The 18,140-nt window shown below is 72.1% G+C and carries 15 protein-coding genes; 3 read left to right on the top strand and 12 right to left on the bottom strand.

Annotated elements, in window-relative coordinates; translation table 11 throughout:
* Positions 1–28: 28 nt before the first annotated feature.
* From ACFZAU_RS26315 to ACFZAU_RS26275, 9 genes are all read right to left on the bottom strand, one after another.
* The gene (locus tag ACFZAU_RS26315) at positions 29–1,534 is read right to left on the bottom strand and encodes a CoA-acylating methylmalonate-semialdehyde dehydrogenase (protein WP_500464696.1); all 1,506 of its coding nucleotides are present in this window, start codon (positions 1,532–1,534) and stop codon (positions 29–31) included.
* 90 nt (positions 1,535–1,624) lie between these two features.
* Positions 1,625–2,317, bottom strand: coding sequence for a nucleotidyl transferase AbiEii/AbiGii toxin family protein (locus ACFZAU_RS26310; protein WP_500554206.1), 693 nt, complete (start codon positions 2,315–2,317; stop codon positions 1,625–1,627).
* A 141-nt stretch (positions 2,318–2,458) separates the two neighbouring features.
* Positions 2,459–2,929, bottom strand: a complete 471-nt coding sequence (locus tag ACFZAU_RS26305) for a hypothetical protein (RefSeq protein WP_500464698.1) — start codon at positions 2,927–2,929, stop codon at positions 2,459–2,461.
* Between the two features lie 140 nt (positions 2,930–3,069).
* Positions 3,070–4,464, bottom strand: a complete 1,395-nt coding sequence (locus tag ACFZAU_RS26300) for an NAD(P)/FAD-dependent oxidoreductase (protein ID WP_500554205.1) — start codon at positions 4,462–4,464, stop codon at positions 3,070–3,072.
* 34 nt (positions 4,465–4,498) lie between these two features.
* Entirely contained in the window at positions 4,499–5,299 is an 801-nt protein-coding gene (locus tag ACFZAU_RS26295) for an ABC transporter permease (protein WP_499602123.1), read from the bottom strand.
* A complete protein-coding gene (locus ACFZAU_RS26290) occupies positions 5,299–6,234 on the bottom strand; it encodes an ABC transporter permease (RefSeq protein ID WP_500554204.1) in 936 nt (311 codons plus the stop codon). The genes ACFZAU_RS26295 and ACFZAU_RS26290 overlap by 1 nt, the downstream gene beginning before the upstream one ends.
* Positions 6,234–7,418, bottom strand: coding sequence for an ABC transporter ATP-binding protein (locus tag ACFZAU_RS26285; protein WP_500554203.1), 1,185 nt, complete (start codon positions 7,416–7,418; stop codon positions 6,234–6,236). Before ACFZAU_RS26285 ends, ACFZAU_RS26290 begins: the two co-directional genes overlap by 1 nt.
* A 29-nt stretch (positions 7,419–7,447) precedes the next feature.
* Entirely contained in the window at positions 7,448–8,677 is a 1,230-nt protein-coding gene (locus ACFZAU_RS26280; protein WP_500554202.1) for a polyamine ABC transporter substrate-binding protein, read from the bottom strand.
* Between the two features lie 89 nt (positions 8,678–8,766).
* Positions 8,767–10,284, bottom strand: coding sequence for a gamma-aminobutyraldehyde dehydrogenase (locus tag ACFZAU_RS26275; protein ID WP_500554201.1), 1,518 nt, complete (start codon positions 10,282–10,284; stop codon positions 8,767–8,769).
* Between the two features lie 314 nt (positions 10,285–10,598).
* Between ACFZAU_RS26275 and ACFZAU_RS26270 the strand changes: the two genes are divergently transcribed.
* A complete protein-coding gene (locus ACFZAU_RS26270; RefSeq protein ID WP_500554200.1) occupies positions 10,599–12,368 on the top strand; it encodes a PucR family transcriptional regulator ligand-binding domain-containing protein in 1,770 nt (589 codons plus the stop codon).
* A gap of 19 nt (positions 12,369–12,387) precedes the next feature.
* On the opposite strand, the gene ACFZAU_RS26265 is transcribed toward ACFZAU_RS26270, so the two are convergent.
* Positions 12,388–13,617, bottom strand: a complete 1,230-nt coding sequence (locus ACFZAU_RS26265; protein WP_500554199.1) for a DUF4190 domain-containing protein — start codon at positions 13,615–13,617, stop codon at positions 12,388–12,390.
* 621 nt (positions 13,618–14,238) lie between these two features.
* On the opposite strand from ACFZAU_RS26265, the gene ACFZAU_RS26260 reads away from it, so the two are divergent.
* Together ACFZAU_RS26260 and ACFZAU_RS26255 are read left to right on the top strand one after the other, a co-directional pair.
* Positions 14,239–15,273 carry an adenosine deaminase gene (locus ACFZAU_RS26260; RefSeq protein ID WP_500464706.1) on the top strand — a complete coding sequence of 345 codons (1,035 nt, stop codon included), beginning with the start codon at positions 14,239–14,241 and terminating at the stop codon, positions 15,271–15,273.
* A complete protein-coding gene (locus tag ACFZAU_RS26255) occupies positions 15,261–15,923 on the top strand; it encodes a glycerophosphodiester phosphodiesterase (RefSeq protein WP_500554198.1) in 663 nt (220 codons plus the stop codon). Before ACFZAU_RS26260 ends, ACFZAU_RS26255 begins: the two co-directional genes overlap by 13 nt.
* A gap of 38 nt (positions 15,924–15,961) precedes the next feature.
* Here the strand turns inward: ACFZAU_RS26255 and ACFZAU_RS26250 are convergent, their stop codons facing one another.
* On the bottom strand, positions 15,962–16,465 hold the full coding sequence (locus ACFZAU_RS26250) for a hypothetical protein (RefSeq protein WP_500554197.1): 504 nt from the start codon (positions 16,463–16,465) through the stop codon (positions 15,962–15,964).
* Between the two features lie 83 nt (positions 16,466–16,548).
* Positions 16,549–17,985, bottom strand: coding sequence for a gamma-aminobutyraldehyde dehydrogenase (locus ACFZAU_RS26245; RefSeq protein ID WP_500554196.1), 1,437 nt, complete (start codon positions 17,983–17,985; stop codon positions 16,549–16,551).
* Between the last annotated feature and the right edge of the window lie 155 nt (positions 17,986–18,140).

Here is an 18,140-nt window from a genome sequence, read left to right as displayed (position 1 = left end):
GCGGGTCGGCGGGCCTCGGAGCGGAGTGTCAGTTGTTGGTCGGGAAACCGAGGTTGATGCCGCCGTGGCTCGGGTCGAGCCACCGCTGGGTGACGGCCTTGCCGCGGGTGAAGAAGTGGACGCCGTCCGGGCCGTAGGCGTGCGTGTCGCCGAAGAGCGAGGCCTTCCAGCCGCCGAAGGAGTAGTACGCCACGGGCACCGGGATCGGCACGTTGATGCCGACCATGCCGACCTCGACGTCGTGCTGGAAGCGGCGGGCGGCGCCGCCGTCGTTGGTGAAGATGGCCGTGCCGTTGCCGTACGGGTTGGAGTTGATCAGCTCCAGGCCCTCGTCGTACGAGCCCACGCGCACCACGGACAGCACCGGGCCGAAGATCTCGTCGTTGTAGACCGACATGCCGGGCTTGACGTCGTCGAAGAGCGTCGGGCCGAGCCAGAAGCCGCCCTCGGTGTCCTCGCCGCTGACGGCGTGGGTACGGCCGTCCACGGCGAGGGTCGCGCCGTCGGCGAGGCCCGCGTCGAGGTAGGACGTCACCTTGTCGCGGTGGGCGCCGGTCACCAATGGACCCATCTCGGAGGCGGCGCTGCAGCCGGGGCCGACCGTGAGGCCGGACATCCGCTCCTTGATCTTCTCGACCAGCGTGTCGCCGATCGGGTCGACGACGACCAGGACGGACACCGCCATGCAGCGCTCGCCGGCCGCGCCGAACCCGGCGTTGACGGCGGCGTCGGCGGCGAGGTCCAGGTCCGCGTCCGGGAGCACCAGCATGTGGTTCTTGGCGCCGCCCAGGGCCTGGACGCGCTTGCCGTAGCGGGTGCCGGTCTCGTAGACGTAGCGCGCGATCGGGGTGGAGCCGACGAAGGAGACGGACTTGACGTCCGGGTGCTCCAGGAGGCGGTCGACGGCGACCTTGTCGCCGTGCACGACGTTGAAGACGCCGTCCGGCAGACCGGCCTGCTTCCACAGCTCCGCGAGGAAGTTGGCGGCGGACGGGTCCTTCTCGGAGGGCTTGACGACGACGGTGTTGCCCGCGGCGATGGCGATGGGGAAGAACCACATCGGCACCATCGCCGGGAAGTTGAAGGGCGAGATGATAGCGACCGGGCCGAGCGGCTGGCGGATCGAGTAGACGTCGATGCCGGTCGAGGCCTGCTCGGTGAAGCCGCCCTTGATCAGCTGCGGGATGCCGCAGGCGTACTCGACGACCTCCAGGCCGCGGGCGATCTCGCCGAGCGCGTCGGAGTGCACCTTGCCGTGCTCGGAGACGATGATCGCGGCCAGTTCCTCGCGCTTGGCGTTGAGCAGCTCGCGGAAGGCGAAGAGCACCGTGCTGCGCTTGGCCACCGAGGCGTGGCGCCACTCCTTGAACGCGGCGGCCGCAGCGCCGACGGCCTGGTCGACCTCGGCGTTCGACGCGAAGTCCACCCGCCCGGTCACGGCCCCGGTGGCGGGGTCGTACACGTCCCCGTGCCGCTCCGTGGTGCCGGTCCACGACTGTCCGGCGATCCAGTGCGTGATGTGCTTGTCGGTCACGGCGGACCTTCCTCTCCTCGTCTCCTGCCAGTGTCGTCAGCGGGCAGGGCACCCTCAAGCACCAAGGTGTCGGCGCCGGGGCCGGGAGCTTTACAGGTCGTAGAGCTCGTCGGGGTGCTCCATGCCCTCCATGAGGTCCAGCCGGATGTCCTGCGCCCACTCGAAGGCCCAGCGTTTGACGGCGGCGGTGCCCGCGCCGTCCAGTCCCTGCGCCGCGTACGCCGCGTCGTCGGCCTCGACGAGCTTGTCGAGGCGGTCGGCGAGCAGGCGCGGCTGGAGGTCGTCGTCGAGGTGGACGGCCATCGTCAGCAGCTCCCCTGGCGTGAACCAGGTGGTCAGGGCGTGGACGTCGACGAGGTCGCGGACCGTGGCGCGGTCGGCGACGGCGGCCACCTTCAGGGCCGCGCAGTCCTCCAGCGCCACCACCGGCACGGGCCCGGACAGGCCGAGTCCGACGGGGACCGGCGGACGGGAGAGCGGCTGCTTGGCCACGTGGACCGTGCGGCCGGCCTCCCCCGGCTCGGTGACCCCGAGGTGGGCGGCGAGCGGTGTGCCGGGCAGCGGGGCCACTTCGTAGCCGGCCCCGGTGCAGGCGGTGGCGAGCGCGGCCCCGATGTCACCGACCGGGGTGGAGCTGAAGGTGACCAGGTCGAGGTGGCGGGAGGGACGGCGGTCGAAGCCGTGCGCGATCAGCGCGAGGCCGCCCGCCACGGCCAGGCCGTGGCGCCCGCAGACGGGCAGGGCGGTCTCGACGAGGTGCGCGAGGCCGGGCGGGAGGACCATCTCAGCCCGCCGCGGGAACGGGGGCGCGCCGCGGCGCGCCCGGGTATCCGCGGCCGCTCCGGGACCGGCCGCCTTCCGTCGGGATCATGGAACCAGTGTCGCGCACCGGGGCGTACGACGGGCGGGCCCCCGTCCGCCGGGTCACGCGCCCGGATCACGGCCCCGCCGTCCCGCCAGGTGGGCGGCCGCCTCGTGCATGGCCAGTTCCAGGACGCCGGGGTCGGTGAGGTTGCCCGTGCCGTCGGGCGGCACGAGCCAGCGGACGCCCCCGGTGGCGCGGCCGGGGTAGGGGACCACGATCCAGGTGCCGGGGCCCGCGGTGCGCACCCCGGTGCCGACCCAGCGGGCGGCGGTGCCCGGGGGCACGAACCAGCCCATGCGGGAGTCCCCGAAGTCGGCCAGGACCGGGCCCGGGCGGTCGACGAGACGGGTGAGGACGTCGAGCGTCGGGTAGCCCAGTTCGCCGGTGAGGATGAGGACGTCCCACAGCCTCCCGGCGGGCAGGAGCGTCACCCCGAGGGGGTGGCGCTCCCATTCCCACCGGGTGGCGTCGGGGTCGGGTGCCACGGAAACCAGCCATTCGACCGCGCCCCGCGCGTCTGTGCCCACCATGCCGGTTCCTCCGTTCCGTGTGTGCGCTGTCGTGCTGTCACGCGGAGAGAGGGGGCCGGGGACGGATCATTACGCGGGTTTCACCACGCCCGATGGGGTGATCCGGATCACGGGGCTCGCGCGGGGTGCGGGGCCGCCGGTCAGCTGTCGAAGCCGAGGCCCAGCCGGTCCATCGCCTTGAGCCACAGGTTGCGCCGCCCGGCGTTGCGGTCGGCGCGGTCCAGTGACCACTTGGTGAGGCCGATCCCCGCCCACGCCAGCGGCTCGGGCGGGAAGGGCAGCGGCTTGGTCCGCACCATGCGCAGCGCGGTGCGTTCGGTGGGTCCGCCGGAGAGCAGGTCGAGCATGACGTCGGCGCCGAAGCGGGTGGCGCCGACACCGAGGCCGGTGTAGCCGGCGGCGTACGCGACCTTCCCGTCGTGTGCGGTGCCGTAGAAGGCGGAGAAGCGCGAGCAGGTGTCGATCGCGCCGCCCCAGGCGTGGGCGAAGCGCACGCCCTCCAGTTGCGGGAAGCAGCGGAAGAAGTGTTCCGCGAGCTTCAGGTAGGTCTCCGGGCGTTCGTCCCGGGCGGCGTCCAGGCGTCCGCCGTAGGGGTAGATGGCGTCGTAGCCGCCCCACAGCACGCGGTTGTCGGCGGTGAGCCGGAAGTAGTGGAACTGGTTGGCGCTGTCGCCGAGTCCCTGGCGGTTCTTCCAGCCCACCGCGCCGAGCTGCTGCGGCGTCAGCGGCTCGGTCACCAGCGCGTAGTCGTAGACGGGGACGATGTAGTGGCGCACGCGGCGCACCAGCGAGGGGAAGACGTTGGTGCCGAGCGCGACGTGCCGGGCGAAGACCCGCCCGTAGGGGGTGCGCACGGCCGTGCCGGAGCCGTTGTGGGCGAGCTGGGTGGCGCGGGTGTGCTCGTAGACGCGTACGCCCAGTTCCTCGCAGGCGCGCCGCAGGCCCCAGGCGAGCTTGGCGGGGTGCAGCATGGCGACGCCGCGGCGGTCCCACAGGCCGCCGACGAAGGTGGGCGAGTCGACCTCGGCGCGGACCTGGTCGCGGTCGAGCAGCTCCAGTTCGACGCCGTGCCGGGCGGCCTCCTCGGCGGACGCCCGGAGGTCGTCGAGCTGGTAGGGCTCGGTGGCGACGTCGATCTCCCCGGTGCGTTCGAAGTCGCAGTCGATGGAGTAGCGGGCGACCGCCTCCTCGATGCCGTCGAGGTTGCGGTTGCCCAGCTCCTCCAGCTGCCCGAACTCCTCGGGCCAGCGGGCGAGTCCGTTGGCCAGGCCGTGGGTGAGGCTGGCGGCGCAGAAGCCGCCGTTGCGGCCGGACGCCGCCCAGCCCACCTCCTTGGCCTCGATCAGGACGACGTCGCGGCGCGGGTCGCGTTCCTTGGCCAGCAGCGCGGTCCACAGCCCGGTGTAGCCGCCGCCGACCACCAGCAGGTCGCAGTGCTCGTCGCCCACGAGGGCCGATCCGGCCCGCGGCCTGCCGGGGTCCTCCAGCCAGAACGGTGTCGGCTGCGCGTCGGCGAGCGAACGGGCTGGGTCCATGGGGTCTCACACCTTTGCGGATGCGGTCGGCGGGTCAACTATGGGCTTTCCTGCGGCGGCTGAGCAGCTGTCCGACGACGACGCAGAGCACCGCCACGACGAACATCAGCGTGCCGATGACGTTCACCTGGACGGGCAGGCCCTTCTGGGCGGCGCCCCAGACGAACATCGGGAAGGTCACGGTGGCCGGGCCGGCGTTGAACTGCGTGATGATGAAGTCGTCGATGGAGATCGCGAAGCTCAGCAGCGCGCCCGCCGCGATGCCGGGCGCGGCGATCGGGAAGGTGATCCGCCAGAACGTCGACCACGGGGTGGCGTAGAGGTCCTGGGCGGCCTGCTCCAGTCGCGGGTCCATGCTCATCACGCGCGCCTTGACCGCCGTCACCACGAAGCTGAGGCAGAACATGATGTGCGCGATGAGGATCGTCCAGAAGCCGAACTGGATGCGCATGTTGAGGAACAGGGTGCCGAGCGAGGCGCCCATCACGATCTCGGGCATCGCCATCGGCAGCCAGATCAGGCCGGTCACCGGGCCGCGGCCGCGGAAGCGGTGGCGGCCGAGCGCGAAGGCGACCATGGTGCCGAGGACGGTGGCGCCGAGGGTGGCGAGGACGGCGATCTGCAGGGACAGCGACACCGAGTCGCACATGTCGCCGACGCCGCAGGGGTTCGTCCAGGCGTCGAGCGAGAAGTGGTTCCAGGAGTAGTTGAAGCGGCCCTTGGGCTGGTTGAAGGAGAAGACCAGGACGATCACGTTGGGGATCGTCATGTAGGCGAGCGCGGCCACGCCGGCGAAGACGACGAGGTGCCGTCGCACCCAGTTCAGCACGGGCATCAGACCAGTTCCTCCGTCCCCGCCCTGCGGATGTAGACGGACACGATCACGAGGATCGCGGCCATGAGGATGAAGGACAGTGCGGCGGCGGTCGGGTAGTCGAGCACCGTCAGGAACTTGGACTGGATGACGTTGCCGATCATCTGCTCGCTGGGGCTGCCCAGCAGTTCGGCGTTGATGTAGTCGCCGGAGGCGGGGATGAAGGTGAGCAGCGTGCCGGCCACGACGCCGGGCAGCGAGATCGGGAAGGTCACCTTGCGGAAGGTGGTGAAGGGCCGGGCGTACAGGTCGCCCGCCGCCTCGTGCAGCCGCGGGTCGATGCGCTCCAGTGAGCTGTAGAGCGGCAGGATCATGAAGGGCAGGAAGTTGTACGTCAGGCCGCACACCACCGCGAGCGGCGTGGCGAGCACGCGGTCGTCGGCGGTGATGCCGAGGGACGCGGTGACGTTCAGGACGTGCAGCTTGTCCAGCACGGTCACGACGTAGCCGTCGTCCGCGAGGATCGTCTTCCAGGCCAGGGTGCGGATCAGGAAGCTGGTGAAGAACGGCGCGATGACCATGACCAGCAGCACGTTCCGCCAGCGGCCCGCCTTGAAGGCGATGGTGTACGCCAGCGGGTAGCCGATCGCCAGGCACAGCACGGTGGCGATGCCCGCGTAGACCAGCGACCGCAGGTAGAAGACGTCGTACTCGGTGAAGGCGTCCCAATAGGTGGCGAAGTGCCAGGTGACGCGGTAGCCGGTCTCCAGGGAGCCGGTCTGCACGGAGGTCGAGGCCTGGTAGACCATCGGGGCGGCGAAGAAGACCAGCAGCCACAGGATGCCGGGCAGCAGCAGCCAGTACGGCACGAGTCTGCGGCGCCGGGCGGCGGAGCCGGACGGCTCCGGCGGGTTCTGCGCCGGTGCCCCCGCGGGGGCGGTGGACAGGGCGGCCATTACGCGTTGACCTCCCCCGCCTCGATGTCCTGCGCGGCGTCGAGACCGAAGGTGTGCGCCGGGCTCCAGTGCAGCACTACCTCGGCGCCGGGGACGAGGCGGCCGTCGCGCTCCACGTTCTGCGCGAAGACGGCGAGCTCCGGGCACCAGGGGCTGTTGACGACGTACTGGGTGGAGACGCCGATGAAGCTGGCGTCGACGATCCGGCCGGTGATCCTGTTGCGGCCCTCGGGGACCTCGGCGGCGTCGTCGGCGTGGACGATGGTGATCTTCTCGGGGCGTACCCCGGCGAGGAGCTTGTCGCCCGCCTGCACGGAGGGGACGCAGCGCGCGGTGGGCATCGCCAGCCGGCCGTCGCCGACGCTGAGCAGCAGGTCGTCGCCGCTGGTGCCGGCGACCTGGGCCTCGATGAGGTTGGACTGGCCGAGGAAGTTGGCGACGAAGGTGGTGCGCGGGTTCTCGTACAGGTCGGTGGGCGCGCCGAGCTGCTCGATGCGGCCGGCGTTCATCACGGCGATGGTGTCGGCCATGGTCATGGCCTCTTCCTGGTCGTGCGTGACGTGCACGAAGGTGATGCCCACCTCGGTCTGGATGCGCTTGAGCTCCAGCTGCATCTGCCGCCGCAGCTTCAGGTCCAGGGCGCCCAGCGGTTCGTCGAGGAGGAGCACCTTGGGGTGGTTGATCAGGGCGCGGGCGACGGCGACGCGCTGCTGCTGGCCGCCGGAGAGCTGGTGCGGCTTGCGGCGGGCGAGGTGGCCCAGCTCCACGAGCTCGAGCATCTCCTCGACCTGGCCCCTGACGGACTTGACGCCGCGGCGGCGCAGGCCGAAGGCGACGTTCTCGTAGATGTCGAGGTGCGGGAAGAGCGCGTAGTTCTGGAAGACCGTGTTGACCGGCCGCTTGTACGGCGGCAGTCCGGTGACGTCCTGGTCGCCGATGCGGACGCTGCCGCCGCTGGGGTCCTCCAGGCCGGCGATCATGCGCAGCGTGGTGGTCTTGCCGCAGCCGGAGGCTCCCAGGAGCGCGAAGAAGGAGCCCTCGGGGATGGTGAGGTCGAGCGGGTGGACGGCGGTGAAGTCGCCGTAGGCCTTGCCGATGCCGGTGAGGGTCACGGCGCCCCCCGCGGGGGCGTGGTCCTTGGCTCCGGCCGGCTCGTCGGAGAGGGGTGCGGTCTGCTGGGTCATGTCGTCAGGTCCCTAACTGCGGTGGCCGGTCAGGCGCCGATGAGCTTGGCGAACTTGTCCTCGAAGGCGGTCTCCTCCTTGGCGGAGAGCGACCGGAAGGGATGGGCCTTCGCCTTCATCTCCGCGTTGGGAATGATCAGCGGGTTGTTGGCCACGTCCTCGTCGATCTTGAGGAGTTCCTCGTAGACGCCCGTGCAGGGCGTTATGTAGTTGACCCAGGCCGAGAGTTCGGCCGCGATCTCCGGCCGGTAGTACCAGTCGATCAGCAGCTCGGCGTTCTTGCGGTGCTTGGAGCCGGCCGGGACGAGCATGTTGTCCGTGGAGTAGATGTAGCCGGCGGACGGGATCACGAACTTGATCTCGGGGTTGTCGGCCTGGAGCTGGACGAGGTCGCCGGCCCAGGCGACGCAGGCGGCGATGTTCCCCGAGGCGAGGCCGTCGGTGTACTCGTTGCCGGTGAACTGGCGGATCTGCTTGCCGTCCACGGCCTTCTGGACGCGGGCGACGGCCGCGTCGAAGTCGTCCGCCGTGAAGGACTCGGGCTGCTTGCCCATGTCGAGCAGGGTCATGCCTATGGTGTCGCGCATCTCGCTGAGCATCGCGACGCGGCCCTTGAGGTCGGGGTCGTCCAGCAGTTGCGAGACGCTGCCGACCTTCTTCCCCTTGGTGGCCTTCTCGTTGTAGGCGATGACGGTGGCGATGCCCTGCCAGGGGTAGGAGTGGGCGCGTCCGGGGTCCCAGTCGGGGTTGCGGAAACGTTGCTCCAGGTTGGTGAAGGCGTTCGGCAGGTAGGTGGGGTCCAGCGGCTGGGCCCAGCCCAGGCGGATCATCCGGGCGGCCATCCAGTCGGTGAGGACGACCAGGTCGCGACCGGTGGACTGACCGGCGGCGAGCTGCGGTTTGATCTTGGCGAAGAACTCGACGTTGTCGGTGATGTCGTCGCTGTACTTGACCTTGATCCCGGTCTTCTTCTCGAAGGCCTCCAGGGTCGGCATGTGCTTCTCGTCGTCGCTCATGTCGATGTAGAGCTGCCAGTTCGAGAAGACCAGCGACTTGTCCTTGTCGGACAGGTCGTCGCTCTTCATGCCGCCCTGGTTGTTGGTCGCCGCCGGGATGCCGCAGGCGGACAGCGCCCCGGCGCCCGCGACTGCGAGGCCGGCGCCGAGCACCCGGCGCCGGCTGAGGGATGCCCTCCCGCTGGTCAGGCTGCGTTCCCACGCTTTGCGTACGGGCTCGGACAGGCCCTCGAACATCTCCATTGCGGTGCGGCCTCCAGGGACGGTGGTGCGTGGGACGGACGGACTGTCGGGCCGGTGGGGGACGGTCCGCGGGGGGGTGCGGCCGGGGGTCAGCGGTCGCCGAAGATCGTGCGGTGCCAGCCCTTCCTGGCGACCGCGGTGTTGTCGTACATCACGTGCTTGACCTGCGTGTACTCCTCCAGGGAGTACGCCGACATGTCCTTGCCGTAGCCGGACGCCTTGTACCCCCCGTGCGGCATCTCGCTGATGATCGGGATGTGGTCGTTGACCCAGACGCACCCCGCCTTGATCTCACGGGTGGCACGGCCCGCACGGAAGACGTCGCGGGTCCACGCGGACGCGGCCAGGCCGTACGGCGTGTCGTTGGCCATGGCCAGGCCCTCATCATCGCTGTCGAACGGCAGCACGACCAGTACCGGGCCGAAGATCTCGGACCGGACGATCTCGCTGTCCTGCGCGGCGCCGGTCACCAGCGTGGGCCGGTAGAACGCGCCCGGCGAGGCGGGGGCCTCGCCGCCGGTGACGACCGTGGCGTAGGCGCGGGCGCGCTCGACGAAGCCGGCGACGCGGTCGCGCTGGGCGTGGGAGATGAGCGGGCCGAGGTCGGTCTTGGCGTCGAACGGATCGCCCACCCGGATGCCGGAGAAGAGGTCGGCGACGCCGGCGACGAAGGCGTCGTAGAGGGGGCGCTGCACATAGGCGCGGGTGGCGGCGGTGCAGTCCTGACCGGTGTTGATCAGGGCGCCCGCGACCGCGCCGTGGACGGCCGCCTCCAGGTCGGCGTCGTCGAAGACGACGAACGGCGCCTTGCCGCCGAGCTCCAGGTGGAGCCGCTTGACGGTGGCGGTGGCGATCTCCGCGACGCGCTTGCCGACCGCGGTGGAGCCCGTGAAGGAGGTCATCGCGACGTCCGGGTGCCCCACCAGGTGCTCGCCCGCCTCCTTGCCCGCCCCGGTGACGACGTTGACCACGCCCGCCGGGATGCCCGCCCCGGTCGCCGCCTGCGCGAACATCAGCGAGGTCAGCGGGGTCAGTTCGGCCGGCTTGAGCACGATCGTGTTGCCCGCGGCGATCGCCGGGAGGACCTTCCAGGCGGCCATCTGCAGCGGGTAGTTCCACGGCGCGACGGAGCCCACGACGCCGACGGGCTCGCGCCGCACGTAGGAGGTGTGGTCGCCGGAGTACTCCCCCGCCGCCCTGCCCTCCAGCTGCCGTGCGGCGCCCGCGAAGAAGGCGGTGTTGTCGACCGTGCCGGGGACGTCGAACTCCGTGGTCAGCCGCAGCGGCTTGCCGCACTGCAGCGACTCGGCGTACGCGAACTCGGCGGCCTGCGCAGCGAGAACGGCCGCGAAGCGGTGCATGGCGTCGGAGCGTTCGCCGGGGGTGGCGCCGGCCCAGTCCGGCAGTGCCCGCGCGGCGGCGGCGACGGCGGCGTCCACGTCGGCGGTGCCCGCGAGTTCGTAGGAGTACACGGTCTCGCCGGTGGCCGGGTCGACCACGGGGTGCGGCCGGCCGGAGGTTCCGCCGCGCAGGGTTCCGCCGATGTACTGGGCTCCCTCGGCGAAACGCTCCCGCACATCGAACGCGCCGTTCGCGCTGAGGTCCATCGTCTTCTCCTCGCACTCCGCTCGGCGGCGTGGCCAAAGCTTGGATTGGTGGACGATCCTGACAGAGTAGGCTCGCCCCAACAAGTGATTCCGTTGTTGCCTTTTGGTTACGCGACGAATTCTGTGTTCACCTGTCGCCCGCAGCAGATCGTCACGGTGGACGATGCCGGGCGCCGGGTACGTCGGGCAACCGACACATCGCATGGCGTGCCACGGGGGCCTTTACACCCTGCGGTTACCGTGGCACGACGCACCGGACGGTCGTACCGCCCCGATCCACCCCGTTCCGCCCCGTTCCGCCCCGGAGGTCACCCGTGTTCCCCACCGTCGCCGAGGTCCTGGAACTGGACGTGCTCAGGCGGGGTTCGCCGCAGGTCGTCGCGGGCTCCGGAGGCCTGCAGCGCCCGGTCCGCTGGGTGCACATCAGCGAGCTGGCCGACATCGCCGGCATGCTCCACGGCGGCGAGCTGGTCCTCACCACGGGCGTGATGCTGCCCGACGACAAGGAGCCCCTGGCGCGCTACATCGACGGCCTCGCCGACGTCGGCGCCGCGGGGCTCGTCGTCGAACTGGGCCGGCGCTACGCGGACGTCCTCCCCCGCCCCCTGGTCCGCGCCGCCGAACGGCGCGGACTGCCGCTGGTGGCCCTCCGCACCGAGGTGCGCTTCGTCGCGGTGACCGAGGCCGTGCACGCCCACGTCGTCGACGCCCAGTTGACCGAACTGCGGGCCTCGGAGGCGGTGCACCAGACCTTCAACGAGCTGTCCGTCGAGGGCGCGGAGCCCGGCGAGGTCGTCCGCGAGGTGGCCCGGATGGCGGGCGCGCCCGTCGTGCTGGAGAACCTCTCCCACCAGGTGCTGGCCTTCGACCCGGCCGGCCGGGATCCCGAGGCCCTGCTCGACGGCTGGGAACGGCGCAGCCGCGGCGTCCACCCGGCCGGGCGCACCGGCCACGACCCGCGCAGCGGCTGGCTGGTCACCGCCGTCGGGGCGCGCGGCCGGGACTGGGGCAGGCTGGTGATCGTCGGCGAGCCCGCGCCCGCGCCCTCGTCCGGGTCCGCCTCCGGGCCCGTCCCCTCGTCCGGGTCCGCCTCCGGGCCCGGGCCCGAGCCCGAAGCCGGGCCGGAACCGGCCGAACGCCCGCACCGCCACAGCGTGCTGCTGGAGCGCGGGGCCGCCACCCTCGCGCTCAACCGGCTCCTGGAACGCGACCGCGAGTCCCTGGAACGGCAGACCCACCGCACCCTCCTCTCCGGCATCCTCACCCACGCCCTGACCGTCTCCGACGTGGCGCTGCGGGCCCGGGCGCTGGGCGTGCCGCTGGAGGGCCGGCGGCTGGTGGGCGTCATGCTGCGGCTGCGCGGCGGACCGGCCTCGGCCGCGCTGGAGGCACAGGCCCAGCTGCGCGACTTCACCGAGACGGCGGCCCAGGCCGTCCGCGAGCGGGGCCTGACCGCGCTCACCGGCACCCTCGACGACGGCGGCGTCGGCGTGCTGGTCTCCCTCGGCCCGTCCGACCACGAGCACACCGCGCTGGAGGACTTCGCCGCCGCGCTCACCCGGCTGACCGAGCCCGCACCCGACGGCGGCCCCGCCTTCGTCATGGCGGCCGGCTCCTCGGTCGGCTCGCTGCGCGACGCCCGCCGCACCCTGCTGGAGGCGGCACAGGTCGCGGACGCCGCGATGCACGGCGGGCGCGGCGAGGGCGGCCGGGCGCAGCCCTCCGAGAAGAGGGTGGGAGCGGGCGGCGGCCGGGCGTACTACCGGCTGCCGGACGTCCGGCTGCGCGGTCTGCTGCACCTCCTGCGCGACGACGCACGGCTGCAGACGTACGTCGAGCGCGAACTCGGCCCGCTGCTCGCGTACGACGCCGAGCACGGCACGGACCTCGTCCGGATCCTCACCGTCTACCTGGACGCCGGCCGCAACAAGTCGGCCGCGGCCGACGCCGCGCACCTGTCGCGGCCCTCCTTCTACGACCGGCTGCACCGCGTCGAACGCGTCCTCGGCATCGACCTGGACCAGGTCGAGTCCTGCCTCTCGCTGCACGTGGCCCTGCTGGCGCTGGACGCGGTCCGGCGATGAGGCCCGCGCGGCACGGGTGTTACGGCACGTCCAGGACCCAGTAGGTGTAGTCGTAGGCGTAACCGGGGGCGACCTCGACCTCGAAACTGCCGTCGTCGTCGTCCTTCGGCACGACGACGGTGATCTCCCTGCTCGCGCGCTCCCCCGGCTCCAGCGACTCGGGCAGGCCCACGCCGGTGGTCAGGTCGCGCAGGCCCTCGTCGTCGAAGTCGTCGCCGTAGGCCGAGACCTCGCTCTCGCCCAGGTCGGCGGTGACGTCGCCGGTGTTCTCCAACTCGATGGAGAAGGTGACGGCGGTACCGCCCTGGAGCATGTCGTTCGGGAGCGCGACCGTCCGCTCGGCGTCCGACAGCGTGACGTGGACGCCGTCGTCGTAGAGCGCGGTGCCGTCGGCGTCCAGCGGCGACTCCCAGTCGCCGTTGCGCGAGGTGATGAGGTCGTCGTCCGGCCCCCCGTCGAACCAGCCGTCGTCGATCCCGCCGACCACCAGGGCGATCATCGCGCCCGACAGGACGACGGAGACGATCCCGAGGATCAGACCGGTCAGCGCCTGTGGCCGGTTGGTCGCCTCGCCGCGGCGGGCGATCCGCAGACCGACGATGCCGCAGATGAGGGCCGCGATGCCGAGCGGGAGGCCGAGGAAGGCCCCGAAGCAGGAGATGGCCATGACGGCGCCCACGATGCCGAGGATCATCGCGGTCAGGCCGACGCCGTTGCGGGCGGCCGGCGGTGCCCACCCGCCGTAGGGGCCCATCGCGTAGCCCGGGTGGGCCGGGTAGCCGGGGTGGGCGGGGTACGCGGGGTAGCCCGGGTACGTGGGGTAGCCGGGCGGGCCGGCGTGACCGGGGAAGCCGGCGTGACCGGGGAAGCCGGTGTGGCCGGTGTCGCCGGGGTGGCCGGGGTACGTGGCGTACGGCGGCTGCGGGGGGACGGTCGCCCCCGCGTCGGGGGCAGGCGGCGCCCAGGGGTCGCGCGGCTGCTCCCCCGGCCCGGGCGCGGGTGCGTCCTCGGGCACCGGCCGCTTGGTCAGCGTCATGTGGTCCTGCGGCGCCTGCGGTACGGGCGGCACGGGCGGCGCCCAGGGGTTGTACCCGGCCGGCGCACCGGGCTGCCCGTACCCGGGAGCGACCGGCACCGGCGGTGCCCACGGATCCCGCGGCCCGGGCACCCCGAAGGGCGGCACGGCGGGCGCGGGAGCGGCCTGGGCGGCGGGAGCGTCGCCCACCCCCGCGGGGGCACCGGCGGGCACGACGCCTCCCGGCACCTGCGTACCCCCGTCCCCGGCATCCGCGACCGGCACGGCAACAGGCGCGTCCTGAACCGCCGAGCCACCGGCCTCCGCGACGGCACCGGGCGCGTCAGCAGACGGCACCGCGTCAACGGGCGCCACGCCGCCCAGCACCCGCGTACCCCCGTCCCCGGCATCCGCGACCGGCACGGCAACAGGCGCGTCCGCAACAACCGGGGCATCGGCCCCCGCAGCGCCGACAGGCGCATCGGCAGACGGCACCGCGTCAACGGGCGCCACGCCGCCCAGCACCTGCGTACCCCCGTCCCCGGCCGGGGCGTCGGACTCCGCGGCGCCGTCCGGCGCGGCATCCGCCGGCGTCGGTGCCGGGGCCGGGGCCGGGGCGGGCAGCTCGTAGTCGGGGGCGGGCGGTGCGTCCGCCGGGGCCGCCGAGGACGACGGGGCCGCCGCTGCGGGGGTGTCGCTCGCGGCGTCGCGCGGCGTCGGGTTCTCGGGGTCGTGGGACATCGCTGCCTTCCTGGTGGCTACGTCGGGCAATGCTATGGCCTGCGAAGACACCGGGCCGAGGCAATTCCGCGTTTACGATGGCGGTTGCCGACCACCCCGCAGGAGGATCACCCCATGTCCGACACCGCGTCATCCCTCGACGCCTTCATCGCGGGGCTGCCGAAGGCCGAGCTCCACGTGCACCACGTGGGCTCGGCCTCGCCCCGCATCGTGGCGGAGCTGGCCGCGCGGCACCCGGATTCCAAGGTGCCCACCGACCCCGCCGCGCTCGCCGAGTACTTCAGCTTCCGGGACTTCGCCCACTTCATCGAGGTCTACCTGTCCGTCGTCGACCTGATCCGCGACGCGGAGGACGTGCGCCTGCTGACGTACGAGGTCGCCCGCGACATGGTGCGGCAGAACATCCGCTACGCCGAACTGACCGTGACCCCGTACAGCTCGGTCCGCCGCGGCATCCCGGACCGGGCGTTCGTCGAGGCGATCGAGGACGCGCGCAAGGCGGCCGAGGCGGAGCTCGGCATCGTGCTGCGCTGGTGCTTCGACATCCCGGGCGAGGCCGGGCTGGCCTCCGCGGAGGAGACGGCGCGCATCGCCACCGAACTGCAGCCGGACGGGCTGGTCAGCTTCGGCCTGGGCGGTCCCGAGATCGGTGTGCCGCGCCCGCAGTTCAAGCCGTACTTCGACCGCGCCCGGGCGGCCGGTCTGCACAGCGTGCCGCACGCGGGCGAGACCACCGGCCCGCAGACGATCTGGGACGCGCTGAACGAGCTGGGCGCCGAGCGCATCGGCCACGGCACCAGCGCCACCCAGGACCCGCGCCTGCTGGACCACCTGGCCGAGCACCGGATCCCGCTGGAGGTCTGCCCGACCTCCAACATCGCGACCCGCGCCGTCGCCACGCTCGACGAGCACCCCGTCAAGGAGATGGTGGCCGCGGGCGTGCTCGTCACCGTCAACAGCGACGACCCGCCGATGTTCGGCACCGACCTCAACACCGAGTACGCGGTGGCCGCGCGGCTGCTGCAGCTCGACGAGGGCGGCCTGGCCCAGCTCGCCAGGAACGCCGTCGAGGCCTCCTTCCTCGACGCCCCGGGCAAGGCGAAGCTCACCGCCGAGATCGACTCCCACCTGGCGGGATGGCGGCGCTAGCGGTCGCCCACCGCGGCGACCCGTACCGCCACCGCGAGAACACCCTGCCCTCGCTGCGCAGCGCGCTGCGCGCGGGGGCGGACGCGGTGGAGATGGACGTACGGCTGACCCGCGACGGGGTGCCCGTGCTGCTCCACGACCCCACGCTGAAGCGGCTGTGGGGGGTGGAGTCCCCCGTCGCCGGCCTCGCCGCGGACCGGCTGCCGGCGGGCGTCCCGACGCTGTACGACGCGCTGGCCGCGGTCGACGGCTGCCGGGCGCTGGTCGACCTCACCCTGCCGGAGTCCGCGGGCCCGGTGCTGTCCGCCGTCCGGGAGGCGGGGGCCGGGGACCGTACGTACTACTGCGGGGAGGCGGCCGCCGTCCTGGCGGTCCGGGACCTGGACCCGGCCGCCGAGATCGCGCTGACCTGGAAGACCTCCGCGGCCGTGCCGCCGCTGCTGTTGTCGGAGTTGCGGCCGCGCTGGATCAACCTGCGCTTCGGGCTGGTGCGCGCGCCCCTGTTGGAGTGGGCGCGCGGCGAGGGGCTGCTGGTCGCGGCGTGGACGGTGGACCTGCGCCGGACGATGCGGCGGATGGAGCGGCTCGGCGTGGACGCCGTCACGAGCAACCGCATCGACGTGCTGCGCGCGGAACTCGGCGGCCGCTGAGCCGCTTTCCGCACGGCGGCCGGGACCGCCGTGCGCCGTCAGACGCCGGCCGGCACGGCTGACGCGCCGTCGGAGGCGTGCTCCAGCCGCTTGATCATCCGCCGCAGGACCAGCAGCGGCACGATCCCGAAGACGCCGAAGGCCATGTCGACCGGCATCCACCACAGCGGCAGACCCCGCAGCGGGATGCAGATCGCGGCGAGCGGGACGACCCCGACGCAGGCGATCATGGCCCACTCGACGACCCAGACGTTGCGCACCGGGTCGCGCCAGACGCCGTAGAAGGCCGTGGCGATCACCAGGTGGGCGAAGGCGAGCCAGTCCGTCCCGTACATCAGGAACGGGTACTCGGCGTCGGTGGCGTCGAGCGCCTCCCGCACGTGGGCGATCCAGTCGCCGACGGCCCCGGGCAGACCCCAGCCGTCCACCCACCGCACCTCGTGCACCAGCGGGAACGCGGTCACGCCGCTCAGCACCAGGCACACCACGAAGACAACGAGCCACGCGCGTATGCGCTGTTCAAGAGATCTTCGATCCTCCATGGTCCGGAGCGTACGCGCACGTGCCACGGCCCCGGACGCGGGGGTCGCGCCGGGGCCGCGGCGTGGGCTCGCGCCCTGCGGCGTCAGCCGTCCAGGGAGGTCATGACGTGCTTGATGCGGGTGTAGTCCTCGAAACCGTAGGCGGACAGGTCCTTGCCGTAGCCGGACTTCTTGAAGCCGCCGTGCGGCATCTCCGCGACCAGCGGGATGTGGGTGTTGATCCACACGCAACCGAAGTCCAGGCGCTTGGACATGCGCATCGCGCGGCCGTGGTCCTTGGTCCACACCGAGGAGGCCAGGGCGTACTCGACGCCGTTCGCCCACTCCACGGCCTGGTCCTCGTCGGAGAAGGACTGCACGGTGATGACCGGGCCGAAGACCTCGTTCTGGATGATCTCGTCGTCCTGCTGGAGGCCGGACACGACGGTCGCGGCGTAGAAGTAGCCCTTCTCGCCGACGCGGTGGCCGCCGGCCTCGACCTTGGCGTGCGCCGGGAGGCGCTCGATGAAGCCGGTGACCTGGGCGAGCTGGTTGGCGTTGTTCAGCGGGCCGTACAGCACGTCCTCGTCGTCCGCGGCGCCGGTCTTGGTGTCGGTGGCGGCCTTGGCGAGCTGGGCCACGAACTCGTCGTGGATCGACTCGTGGACCAGGACGCGGGTGGCGGCCGTGCAGTCCTGGCCGGCGTTGAAGTAGCCGGCGACGGCGATGTCCTCGACCGCCTTGGCGATGTCGGTGTCCTGGAAGACCACGACCGGCGCCTTGCCGCCGAGCTCCAGGTGGACCCGCTTGACGTCCTTGGCGGCACTGCCGGCGACCTGGATGCCGGCGCGGACCGAGCCGGTGATGGAGGCCATCGCCGGGGTCGGGTGCTCGACCATCAGCCGTCCCGTCTCGCGGTCGCCGCAGACGACGTTGAAGACGCCCTTGGGCAGGATCCCGGAGATGATCTCGGCGATCAGCACGGTGGAGGCCGGGGTGGTGTCCGAGGGCTTCAGCACGACCGTGTTGCCGGCGGCGATCGCCGGGGCGAACTTCCACACGGCCATCATCATCGGGTAGTTCCACGGGGCGACCTGGGCGCAGACGCCGACCGGCTCGCGGCGGACGATGGAGGTCATGCCCTCCATGTACTCGCCGGCCGAGCGGCCCTCGAGCAGGCGGGCGGCGCCCGCGAAGAAGCGGATCTGGTCGACCATCGGAGGGATCTCCTCGCTGGCCGTCAGCCCGATCGGCTTGCCGGTGTTCTCGCTCTCGACGGCCACCAGCTCGTCCGCGCGCGCCTCGAAGGCGTCCGCGATCTTGAGCAGCGCCTTCTGGCGCTCGGAGGGCGTCGTGTCCCGCCAGGCCGGGAAGGCGGCCGCGGCCGCGGCCATGGCCGCGTCGACATCGGCGGCGGCGGAGAGCGGCGCGGTCGCGTAGACCTCGCCGGTGGCGGGGTTCACCACGTCGGTGGTGCGCCCGTCGGCGGCGTCGCGGAATTCTCCGTTGATGTGGTTGCGCAAGGTACGGAGCTCGCTCACTGCACCTCTCCCTGTTCCTGTCCGATGTGTGAGACGGGCACCAGCCTACCTGCAGCACTGCGGTATTCGACATAGCCGAAACTCCGAAACAATGGATTCCGTGAGATTCGAGCCCTCAAACCACGGATTTCATCGATCAAGGGTTGCGTGACGGC

The organism is Streptomyces sp. NPDC008238 (genome assembly GCF_042956445.1).
In the GTDB taxonomy this organism is placed as follows: domain Bacteria; phylum Actinomycetota; class Actinomycetes; order Streptomycetales; family Streptomycetaceae; genus Actinacidiphila.
This window is presented reverse-complemented; position numbering and strand designations above follow the sequence as displayed.